Genomic DNA, 10941 nt, shown 5'->3' with positions numbered 1-10941 from the left:
ACTCTAACTCAAATTCTTTCTCTGCCCTCTCTGCGCCTCTGTAGTTAGTTTAATCAATCACTTGAAAACTCACATACTCAGGCACATCTTGAATCCGACTTAAATCATTTTCAAAAATCACCAAATCGCCATGCTTCTCAACTTCCCTAAACCCCGCAAACTTATAAGATATGTACATCATGCGGTTGCGATCGTTTGAGACAAATTCCGCCATCAAACGTACATTATTACTCTTAGCCAAACCCATCACATGATTCAACATAATTGTCCCCACGCCCCGCGACATCACCCGACAAGACATCAGCAACAGCTTAATTGTCCATGACTGAGGTTGACATTCAATTAAAACTAAACCTATCTTGCCGTAGCTACCATATTTATCTTCTAAACTTGCAATTAGCAATTTATGATTTTCTGAACAACGAAAATAATTCAATTCATCATAGGAATAGGTATAACCAGTTGTATTCAATTGATTAGTTCTGAGCGTTAATTCTTCTGCACGCTGCAAATCGTCTTCTTGGGCAGTAGATATAGTGAAATTCATCTGGAGAGTGGCTAAGAATTCATCAGATGTGCCGACAAATTCTTTCTCCGCATTCTGTCGTTCAATATCGCTCAGATGCATCAATCTTCTAATGCGTGAATCTTCCGTGATAAACCGGGGATTCATGACAGGCATATCTAAAATACTGCCAATTTCCTCTGCATTGATACAGAGAATTTCGGGCAAGGAAAACTTGACTTCTTCTAACTCAAATAACTGGTCATCAATGAAGGCGATCGCATCTAAACCAATATTGATTAACTTAGCAATTTCTTTAACTGAATCAGCTTTAGAATTCCAATTGATTTGGGGATATAAAAAATACTCTTGTAACCCAAATTCTGCTAACTTAGCTATTGCCGTGTGATGTTCATTTTTACTAGCTATAGATTGTAATATACCACGTTTATCTAAAGTTTCAATCAAATTTACGATATTTTCTCGCAGAGAGACTTGATTATCCTCAAGCAAAACACCGTGCCATAGGGTATTATCTAAATCCCAAACGACACATTTAATCACTTTTTTATCTTTTTGTTTACTATTTAAATTTGGCTCTTGAATACTCACCATATATTAAGTTCTCTCTACTAATTGCTTATCTAAACCAGTAGCCACATTTGCAAACAGATAATCTTGATAACCAGACTCAGCAATTGTAATTTCTTGAATTTGAGTACTACCTTCAATAATTTCCATAATTTTTGAGTCGCGTAAATACCTCTCCACAGGGTACTCGCTACTACAACCATTCCCGCCATGAAGTTGTACAGCATCATTAGCAATTTTGGTAGCGACTGTAGATGCAAAATACTTAGCAATAGAAGTCTCGATAATTGAATTAGGGTCGTTAATATCTTTAAGATAACCAGCTTGATAACATAACAATCTTGCGGATTTGGTATTAGCTATCATCTGCGTAATCTTTTGGCGAATTAATTGATGTTCTTTCAGATACACACCAAACTGTTTACGTTCATTTGTATACTTGATGCAAGCTTCTAAACAAGCTTGAGCAATACCAACACATCCTGCAGCTACGCTATATCTACCATAATCCAGGGCAGAAGCAGCAATATAGGCAAACCCAAAACCTAATCTACCAACTAAATTTTCTCGCGGAATTTGACAGTTATTAAAATATAATTCTGCCGACATTGAAGCTCTCACTCCTAAAATGCCACACATGGATTTGACTGAAAAGCCTGGGCTATTTTTTGACACTAAAAAAGCAGTAGGTTTACCTTCACATTGAGCAAAGACTAAATAGATATCTGCTATTTGTCCATAAGTAATCCATTTTTTCTGCCCATGTAAAACATAAGTATCACCAACTAGAGTTGCTGTTGTTTCCACACTTTTAGCATCGCTACCAACATTCGGTTCACTTAATGCAAAAGCCGCGATAATTTCTCCTGATGCTAGTTTCGGTAGCCAATATTCTTTTTGAGATTTATTACCCCATTTACACAAAGCATGAGCTACCATGTTGTGAACTGTCAGCAAACTTCTAATAGAAGAACATCCCCGCCCAACTTCTTCATTGAGAATGCCATAAGTAATCATATCCATTGCCTTACCACCATATTCTTGGGTTAAGATAGCACCAAGAAAACCGCGTTGAGCAATTTTTTTAATTAGTTCTGGTGGCGTAAATTCTTGTCTATCCCATTCACCAGCATGAGGAAATATTTCTTGGTTAACAAAAGCTCTAAATTCAGCTTGGGCGTTTTTTTGTTGAGCAGATAGTTCTATTTTCATAATACATAAAATTACTGTGTCAGAACAGCAGTTTTGCGTTCCACTAAATTGGCGATAGAGTTGATGGTGCGAAAATTTTCAAACTCTAAGTCTTCATTTTCAATAGCAACTTGAAATTCTTGTTCTACAAACAAAACAAGTTGCATCGCAAACATAGAATTCACAAAACCCAGAGCAAAAATATCTTCATCTGGTTGTAAATCATGATTGCCGAAAAATTTTGACAAGAAAGGTTTAATTTTAGCTTGAAGTTCGTTCATAAATCTTACTATTTCCTATTGATATGCGTAAAAACCTTTACCACTCTTTCTCCCATGTAGCCCAGCGTCTACCATTTTTTGCAGTAAAGGGCATGGTCTGTATTTACTATCGTTAAAGTTTTCATACAAAACTTCGATAGAAAATAAAATGGTATCTAGTCCAATTAAATCTGCTGTTTCTAAAGGCCCCATTTTGTGACCAAAACAGCCTTTAAAAATTTTGTCTACATCTTCTGCTGTAGCTACTTGATCTTGCACTAGAAAAACAGCTTCGTTAATCGTTAACATCAACACACGGTTAGAAACAAAACCCGGTGAATCGTTGACAATGACGCATTCTTTCCCCATCTGAGTCAGCATTTGTTTTGCTGTGTCAATTGTTGTCTCAGAGGTATGATATCCACGAATCATCTCTACCATTGGCTTCATTGGTACAGGATTCATAAAGTGAATACCCAGGACTTTATCAGGGCGTTTGGTCAGTGAAGCTATGCGAGTAATCGGAATTGCTGATGTGTTAGCAGCGAATACACAATTTGGCTGACATATAGAATCTAATTGCGGATATATCCCTTTTTTAATATCCCATTTTTCGGTAACATTTTCAACTACAAAATCAGCATTTTCTAAAAATTTATAGCTGGTAGAAAATTCGATTTTTTCCAAAATACTATCTGGAGTTTTTGAATTGTCACTTTTTTTGAAAAAACTCTGCAAGCGGATATTATTTCTGATTTCGTATTTAGCTTTATCAAGAATATCTTCAGAAATATCTATCAGAATCACTTGATGGCCTGTTTGTGCGAGGTTTTGGGCAACCCCAATACCCATTACGCCTGCACCAATTACACCTACTGTTTGAATGTTCATAGTTTTAACTTCCAAATTCTTAATTAAATCTCTGTGCTACTTTGCGTGAACCTCCCCGTCACTCTGCGTTTAAACAGATAAAGAAATAGAAGGACGAGACTCCTGAGTATAAAATCCCACCCAATCTATTTGCACTCCTGCTAACCACAACCTACCTAATGTTTTTAACAAGAAACCTAAGTCTGGTTTTTGATCATAGGAATACCGTAGAGAAGGTAAAATCAATTGACTGACGGCGGGATTATTTTCTAGACATTGCATTGCGAAGCTACCGAGAGTTTGTCCAGTCCCTACTTCCAACAAAATTGGATATTGTTGTTTCCATAACTCTTGGATACCTGGAGCAAACAACACAGCTTGACATAAATGCTTAACCCAATAATCAGGATTTGTCGCCTCTGTTGCTGTTATCCATGTACCTGTAACGTTGGATATGTAACGTATTTTTGGTGCTTGTAAGTTAAATGTGCTGACTAACTTGCGTAACTCACTACTAGCACCCTTCATTAAATGAGAGTGAAAAGCATGAGAGGTTTCCAGACGACGACAAGCTAAACCTTTTTTAGTCAATTGTTGTTCTAAAACTTCTATAGCCTCGCTTTCACCTGCTATCACACCCATAGATGACCCATTCACCGCCGAAAGTGAAAGTTTGTCATTGAGTAAGGGAGATATTTCTGTTGGCGAAAGTGGAACTGCAAGCATCGCCCCTCTGGGCAATTTTTGAATCATCTGCGCTCTCGCAGCAATCAGTTTTAAACCCTCGTCTAAAGATAAAACCTCTGCTATGGTTGCTGCGACATATTCACCAATGCTATAGCCAATCATGGCGGTTGGACAAATACCCCAGGATATCAATAGTTGCGCTAAAGCATATTCAATGACAAAAATCGCTGGTTGAGTCAGGTGAGTTTGATTGAGTAAAGAGGTTGCAGCTAGTATTTTTGTATCGGTTGCTATCTGGCTACGACCTAACATTTTTCGCAAGTCTAAACCTTGAGAATTATCGGGAACTAACTGCTGTTCTGGTTGTCCAAGAGGATAAATCACCTCTCGCAAATCTTGACCAAGTAGGGGTTTAAGAAATTCACAGCAGTAGTCAACACAAGTGCGAAATACGGTTTCAACTTGGTAAAGTTCAAGAGCCATATTGACGTACTGAGTACCAATTCCAGGAAACATAAAAGCTATAGGACGTTTTTGTGTTTCTTGGATGTTTGTCAATATTCTTCTAGGATCTGTAAGTGCAACTATAGCATCTTCTATATCCCGACAAATAACCATTCGCCGATATTTAAAAGCTTGTTGTTCGCGTTGCAATTTCTGAGCAATATCCCCAAGGTTCAAGTCACGATGTTGTCTCAAATAATCTGCAAGGTTGACGGTAGCAGTTTTTAGTTCTGATTCAGTTGGGGCAGAAATTACTAATAACTGCCAAGGACGCGAATGGCTAGTAAGCATTTTTGACAAACTCCCAAGTTTTTACTTCATCTTAGTGAGAATTATTTTTTGATTTCTTCATTAATAATTGTTTGCCTCTGTTGTTAGCTTCTTTTTGCTTTTGAATGCGATCGCGTATCATCTCAAAAGCAGGTTCATCTTCTGTTGTTTGACTTAAATATTGCGCTAAAGAATAAATAGTCGGATGCTGAAATAACGTTACAACTGATATATCTGTCTGTAACATTACCCGCAGTTGATTATTTATTTTTAGCATTAATAGTGAATGTCCACCAAGGTCAAAGAAATTATCATGAATCCCTACCTGATCAAGACTTAGAAACTCTTGCCAAAGCTTGGCAATTGTTTGTTCCATTGCTGACTGGGGTGCTTGATAGGTGGTAGTTAATTTTGGTCGCCCTGCTTCTGGGATAGGTAAAGCACGACGGTCTACTTTGCCATTAGGTAATAATGGTAAGGTGTCAAGGAAAATAAAAACACCAGGAACCATATATTCAGGTAAGAGTTTTTTCAGATAAGTTCGCAGTTCATGAATTGTGGGTGTTTGTTTTGTTAAAGACACAATATAAGCTACTAATTGCTTATCGCCTTGTTTGTCTTTTCGTGCCGAAACTACAACTTCTTGCACTGCTGGATATTTGAGTAGTGTGTTTTCTATTTCACCTAACTCAATCCGAAATCCTCTAACTTTAACTTGATGATCAATTCGTCCTAAATATTCTAAATTGCCATCTGGTAAATAACGAGCTAAATCTCCAGTTTTATATAGCCGTGATTCCAGTTTATTACTAAATGGGTTAGATATAAATTTTTCTTTGGTTAACTCCGGTCGATTTAAATAGCCTCTGGCTAAACCTGCACCACCAAGATAAATTTCGCCGGGAACACCAATGGGAACTGGTTGTAAATTACTATCCAAGAGATAAATTTGTGTGTTAGCGATGGGACGACCGATGGTTACTTTATCTTCTATATTTACCTGAGTAAATATAGAATAAGTCGTATCTTCAGAAGGCCCATAAAGATTAAAAACTTTCTGAATATGATGATGTTGATAAATCTGCTGCACAAGGTGATTTTGTAGTGGTTCACCAGCTAGATTAACTATCCTGACACAAGAGGGTATACCATCTACTTGCAGTAGTTCTGCAATGATGCTGGGGACTGTATTCACTAATCTAACTTCTGTTGTCAAGGAAGGTAAATACAAAGCATTTTCTACCAGAATGACTTTCCCTCCCCAACTGAGTGGAGCAAACAGTTCAAAGACTGATAAATCAAAGCAAATCGAGGTTGATGCTAAAACTCCAGCTAGGTCTTGATTTGTAAATACTTCTCTTGACCATGTTAATAAGGCAATACAACTTTGATGTTCTATCGCCACACCTTTTGGTACACCTGTAGAACCAGAAGTATAGATGACATAAGCTAGGTGATGTGGTCTTACTTCACTCAACAGATTTTTTCTACTTTGTTGATCAAGTATGTCTGAATCTCTATCGAGACAAACAACATCTAAATTTGATGTCGCAAATAATTCTCCTAGCTGGCTTTGAGTTAGTAGAACCTTTGCTTGGCTGTCTTTGAGCATGAAAGCTAAACGTTCTTGGGGATAAACTGGGTCTAGCGGTACATAAGCTCCACCTGCTTTGAAAATAGCCAATAGTGCAATTAGCATGTCTGGGCTACGCTTGATACAGACACCAACAATGTCGTCTGGTTTTATGCCGAGTTTTTGCAAGTAATATGCTAACTGATTTGCTTGTTCATTCACCTCTTGGTAAGTTAGTTGTTGGCTGTTAAATACAACTGCAACAGCATTTGGTGTTTTTTCTACCTGTGCTTCAAATAATTGATGAATGCACTTATCTTGCGGGTAGTCTTTCTTGGTATTATTCCAATCCACCAATAACTGCTGTACTTCTGGTGGTGTGAGTAATTTTAAGTCTGCTATGGGTTGTTGGGGATTGCTAACTACACTTTCCAGTAAGGTCTGGAAATGTCCCAACATCCGAGTTACGGTATCTGCATTGAACAAATCTGTGTTGTACTCGCAAGTTGCAACTAACCCTGACTCAGAGTCCTCCATAAACAATGTCAAATCAAACTTGGATGCAGTGTTATGGCCTTCTTCATAACTAACTGATACATCAGATAGATTAAGGTTGGGTGTTGGCAGATTCTGGAGAACAAACATCACCTGAAACAGAGGATTGTAGCTGAGGTCTCTGTTCGGCTGTAGTTCCTCTACCAACTTTTCAAAAGGTAAGTCTTGATGAACATAAGCTTCTAAAGCTGTGGTTTTGACCCGCGTTAGTAACTCCTGAAAACTCAAATCGCCAGATAAGTCTGTACGCAACACTAAAATATTGATAAAAAGCCCTATCAATGAATTCACTTCGGCTTTGTGACGATTAGCAATGGGTGAACCAACTAAAATATCAGTCTGACCTGTGTAGCGATAAAGCAAGATTTTGAAGGCTGTGAGCAAGGTCATAAATAGAGTTACGCCCTGCTGACGGCTCAAATGCTTCAGTGCTTCTGTGAGTGTGGGAGAAAGAACTAATTTGGCTTGAGCGCCTTTAAATGTTTGTACTGGAGGACGTGGACGGTCTGTGGGTAAATTTATTATGGGTAGCTCACCCTGTAATTTTTGTTGCCAATAAGCTAATAATGATTGAATGCGATCGCAATTGAGGCATTGTTGTTGCCAATAAACAAAATCTTGATACTGAATGGGTAATTCCGCCAGTGGTAAGAGCTTGTTTGTGGAAAACGCTTCATATAGTGCGGCTAGTTCTTGAATCAAAATCCCAATCGACCAACCATCGGCAATTATATGATGCAGAGTTACTAACAATTGATGATTTGTATCGTCTAACTGCACTAATTTCACACGCAACAATGATGGCGCAGACAAATCAAATGGCTGCTGTGCAAACTCTGTCGCCAAACTTTCTGCGGCTGAATGGCGTTGGCTTTCTGGTAGTGAGCGTAAATCTTCAAACGGCAAAGTTGCAAATACAGTTTGATTAATGACTTGACATGGTTGTCCATCAACCTCTGTAAAACTTGTGCGTAAGACTTCGTGGCGTTGGATAATTTCGTTGAGACTGTCCTGTAAGACTGTTAAGTTTACACAACCTTGGAAGTGAATAACTATCGGAATATTATATGTAGGAGAATTAGGATTTAACTGATGGATAAACCACAATCCTTGCTGGGCGAAAGATAGGGGATGAACAGAGGTGTTTTTTGGCTGTTGAGTTAGAGATATTGATGGTGGTTCAGCCGTCGTGATTTGGGTGAGGATTTTAGCCACAAGCGATCGCGGACTCATCCCTTCAAAGAAGTCTGCAATGGATATTTCAACTTCTAAGTCAACCTCAACCCGGTTTTTTAACTCAAATACTTTTAAAGAATCTAGTCCGAGGGTGCTGAATGGTGCTTGGGAATGAATATTATCTGGTGCGATCGCTAAAACATTGGCTGTCTGTGCAATCAAATATTGCTCTAAAACTGTCTGACGTTCTTGTGCCGCCAGTATCAACAGTTGAGAACGCTGTAATTGAATTGACTCTTTGACAATATCACTAGCTTTTAGAAGATTGCTGGCAACTATATTGAGTTCGCCATTTTCAAACTGAGTGCGAGTTGCTCGTCTTTGAATCTTACCACTAGAAGTTTTGCAAATCGTCCCTGGTTTAATTAAAACAACTGCATAAACTTGTACTTCATGCTCTTCTGTCACCGCTTGACGAATTGTATTGATGACTGCTTCTAAATTTGGTTTGGCGCGAAACTCTAATTCTTGGACAACTACTAGCTTTTCTTCGTTGTTAACTAAAACTGTAAATGCTGCATTAGCACCAGGACGCAAGGATGAATGACTACGTTCAGCAGTTAATTCTATATCTTGGGGGTAAAGGTTACGCCCACGAATAATAATTAAATCTTTCGCTCTACCTGTAATAAATAATTCTCCATCCTGCAAAAAGCCTAAATCTCCTGTCCGCAGGAATGGCCCTTCGCCTGTATCTGCTAAATAAGCATCAAATGTCTCTGCTGTTTCTGCTGGACGATTCCAGTATCCTTGACCAACACTCAATCCAGATACCCAAATTTCCCCAATTTCATGAGGTTGACAACTCTTGAGTGTGTCTGGATTGGTAATAACTACCTTCTGGTCGGGAATAATTTGACCGCAGCTGACAAAGTAAGATGTATCATCTCCCGGAACAACTGATGACTCTACCACTTGGTGAGATGCTAATGCAGATTTATGCACTGCTTTGATTTTTGGTGGCGCAGCCTTCTGTACACCAGAAACCATCAGAGTTGTTTCCGCCATACCATAACAAGGATAAAACGCTTCTTTGCGGAAGCCACACTCTGCAAAAGCCTCTGCAAAACGCTCTAATGTATCGTGACGAATCGGCTCTGCACCATTAAACGCTACACTCCAACTACTCAAATCAAGATTTGCTTTCTGCTCAGACGTGATTTTCTGCACACATAAATCATAAGCAAAATTGGGGCCGCCACTGGTTGTTCCGCGATAGTGAGAAATCGCCTGTAACCAACGATAAGGACGTTGGAGAAAAGCCGCAGGCGGCATAATAATGCAGGGAAAACCCCCATACAAAGGTTGCAATATCCCACCAATTAAACCCATATCATGGTACATCGGTAGCCAAGTCACAAACTTACTGGCTGGCGAATGCTCCATAAATTGGCGAGTTGTTTGAGCATTGTGCAGTAAGTTTCCATGACTAATCATTACACCCTTGGGTGTTCCAGTTGAGCCAGAGGTATATTGCAGAAACGCTAAACTATCTCTATCAATATGAGGTTTTTGCCAGTTGTCTTCTATGCCTGGAGTAATATTATCTGTTGTCAGCCATTGCAACGATCCTAAATCAGTCCTTTGGCTCATTAAAGACTGCACTGTCGGTAATATATCCGTTGTTGTCAGGGCGATCGCTGCTTGTGCATCTTGAGCGATCGCCTGAATTCTCGGTGTGTTACGCTGATTTCTCGGAGGATAAGCAGTGACAGCTACAACTCCCGCATATAAACAACCGAAAAAAGCAATTAAAAAATCTAGTCCGGCCGGATAAAGCAGTAAAGCGCGTTCTCCTGCTAAACCCATTGCTTGCAACTGTGCCGCCGTTCGTCTAGCGAGTCTATCCAACTCTTGATAGGTTAGTCGAGCTTGTTCTGTTTCTCCATCTAATAAAAAGGTGAAAATATCTTGGTTTGCTTGGGTAGAACTTCTCAAACCCAAGAGTTCAACAACTGTAGAACAGTTGCTGAGGTGAAACTCATTGTTGGTGTAACCTGTGGTAGAGAAGACATCGCTTCGTTGAAAGCTATCAGAATATTGATTCATTTTTAGATGGCTAGATGCACTTTAACGCACTACTTACTTTTATCTAGACTCTATAAATCTGCTGAAATAAAAATAAGCGGTGAAGAACAAAGAGTAAAACGGTATTTACTGCACAAAAACCCAGACCGAGTATCAAGGCGTAATTTTCATAACAACACATAATCAATCGCAGCGATATTCTGCTCTGGGCAACCAACAAAGCTTAAATCATTTTCTTGAATACCCGATTTAAGTTAACTCTACCTGGGAACCTTCCCATCAAGCACCCCCTACCCTAATAACAGTTCATAACGATGGTTTCCTTCGCTAAAAGTCAACCACTAACAGCACCCAAAGTATGACGTGAGAAGAATACTCCTAAAAATAAGTTTCAATATTATTGCAATTAATTTTCACTTAGTCACGATTAGCTTAACGATAAATAATAGCGTTAGCAATAGGGGTAATATATTAATTAATTATCAATAAACTTAAAAACAATCATTTTTGCCTATTTTAGCAACCACTGTGTCTTCATGCAGGCAACCGAGCAAAAGCTTGACTATTCTGCAATTAAATGAGTAGTAAAAATAATCGGATAAACCATCCCATATATTTATTTGTCTAAAGATTTTTGGTGGTTTGATATACAACTTAATTCTTCAAAGACA

General features: G+C 38.7%; 6 protein-coding genes. All 6 read right to left on the bottom strand.

What is annotated here, in order from left to right:
- Window positions 1-49: 49 nt before the first annotated feature.
- The 6 genes from NOS7107_RS17355 to NOS7107_RS17330 all read right to left on the bottom strand — a co-directional run bounded on the left by NOS7107_RS17355 (window position 50) and on the right by NOS7107_RS17330 (window position 10291).
- Window positions 50-1120 (bottom strand): HAD family hydrolase, encoded by a 1071-nt coding sequence (locus NOS7107_RS17355; RefSeq protein ID WP_015114255.1) that lies wholly within the window; start codon window positions 1118-1120, stop codon window positions 50-52.
- Between the two features lie 3 nt (window positions 1121-1123).
- Window positions 1124-2308 carry an acyl-CoA dehydrogenase family protein gene (locus tag NOS7107_RS17350; RefSeq protein ID WP_015114254.1) on the bottom strand — a complete coding sequence of 395 codons (1185 nt, stop codon included), beginning with the start codon at window positions 2306-2308 and terminating at the stop codon, window positions 1124-1126.
- An 11-nt stretch (window positions 2309-2319) separates the two neighbouring features.
- Window positions 2320-2568 (bottom strand): acyl carrier protein, encoded by a 249-nt coding sequence (locus tag NOS7107_RS17345; protein ID WP_015114253.1) that lies wholly within the window; start codon window positions 2566-2568, stop codon window positions 2320-2322.
- Window positions 2569-2583: 15 nt separating this feature from the next.
- Window positions 2584-3438, bottom strand: a complete 855-nt coding sequence (locus NOS7107_RS17340; RefSeq protein WP_015114252.1) for a 3-hydroxyacyl-CoA dehydrogenase family protein — start codon at window positions 3436-3438, stop codon at window positions 2584-2586.
- 69 nt (window positions 3439-3507) lie between these two features.
- Entirely contained in the window at window positions 3508-4899 is a 1392-nt protein-coding gene (locus NOS7107_RS17335; protein ID WP_015114251.1) for an acyltransferase domain-containing protein, read from the bottom strand.
- 31 nt (window positions 4900-4930) lie between these two features.
- A complete protein-coding gene (locus NOS7107_RS17330) occupies window positions 4931-10291 on the bottom strand; it encodes a non-ribosomal peptide synthetase (protein WP_015114250.1) in 5361 nt (1786 codons plus the stop codon).
- Window positions 10292-10941 lie beyond the last annotated feature (650 nt).

Origin of the sequence: Nostoc sp. PCC 7107 (assembly GCF_000316625.1) — a bacterium.
Taxonomy (GTDB): Bacteria; Cyanobacteriota; Cyanobacteriia; order Cyanobacteriales; family Nostocaceae; genus Nostoc_B.
Note: the sequence above shows the minus strand (reverse complement) of the source record. Positions and strands in the feature narration are given on the sequence as shown.